7 tRNA genes are annotated in these 710 nt (G+C 49.9%); all 7 read right to left on the bottom strand.

Features of this window, described 5'->3' with window-relative positions:
- Positions 1-10: 10 nt before the first annotated feature.
- A tRNA-Arg gene (locus CHI14_RS22585) sits at positions 11-87 on the bottom strand.
- A 9-nt stretch (positions 88-96) separates the two neighbouring features.
- Positions 97-171, bottom strand: a tRNA-Gly gene (locus CHI14_RS22580).
- An 8-nt stretch (positions 172-179) separates the two neighbouring features.
- Positions 180-267 (bottom strand) — tRNA-Leu (locus CHI14_RS22575).
- A 10-nt stretch (positions 268-277) separates the two neighbouring features.
- Positions 278-353 (bottom strand) — tRNA-Lys (locus CHI14_RS22570).
- A 9-nt stretch (positions 354-362) separates the two neighbouring features.
- Positions 363-437: transfer RNA gene (locus CHI14_RS22565), tRNA-Gln, on the bottom strand.
- Between the two features lie 9 nt (positions 438-446).
- Positions 447-522, bottom strand: a tRNA-His gene (locus CHI14_RS22560).
- A gap of 86 nt (positions 523-608) precedes the next feature.
- Positions 609-684 (bottom strand) — tRNA-Thr (locus tag CHI14_RS22555).
- Between the last annotated feature and the right edge of the window lie 26 nt (positions 685-710).

The following is a 710-nucleotide window of genomic DNA, read 5'->3' as shown; positions in this document are numbered from 1 at the left end:
ATGGAAATAATGGCGCGCCCTGAGAGATTCGAACTCCCGGCCTTTTGATTCGTAGTCAAACGCTCTATCCAGCTGAGCTAAGGGCGCATATGTTATTGGAGCGGACGACGGGAATCGAACCCGCGACCCTCGCCTTGGCAAGGCGATGCTCTACCGCTGAGCCACGTCCGCAGAATATATGGTGCGGTCGAGAGGACTCGAACCTCCACGGGGGGTTAGCCCACACGGACCTGAACCGTGCGCGTCTGCCAATTCCGCCACGACCGCAAAATATAAATGGTGAGTCATGAAGGGCTCGAACCTTCGACACCCTGATTAAAAGTCAGGTGCTCTACCAACTGAGCTAATGACTCTTAATAAAATGGCTGGGGATATAGGATTTGAACCTATGCATGACGGAGTCAAAGTCCGTTGCCTTACCGCTTGGCTAATCCCCAATAAAATCATGGGGCGATCGAGGGGAATTGAACCCCCGAATGCCGGATCCACAAACCGGTGCGTTAACCACTTCGCCACGATCGCCATAATTCAACCTGAGAGTATCTCAGTATTCCCATCCTTGTCTATAATATACATTCTACTATAGATTAAGATGTGAAAGTAATAAATGGTGCCGGCGAGAGGACTTGAACCCCCAACCTACTGATTACAAGTCAGTTGCTCTACCAGTTGAGCTACACCGGCACGGTGTAAAGTATGGAATTTATTAA

This window comes from Paenibacillus sp. 7516 (genome assembly GCF_002272715.1).
Classification (GTDB): Bacteria; Bacillota; Bacilli; order Paenibacillales; family Paenibacillaceae; genus Paenibacillus; species Paenibacillus illinoisensis_A.
This window is presented reverse-complemented; position numbering and strand designations above follow the sequence as displayed.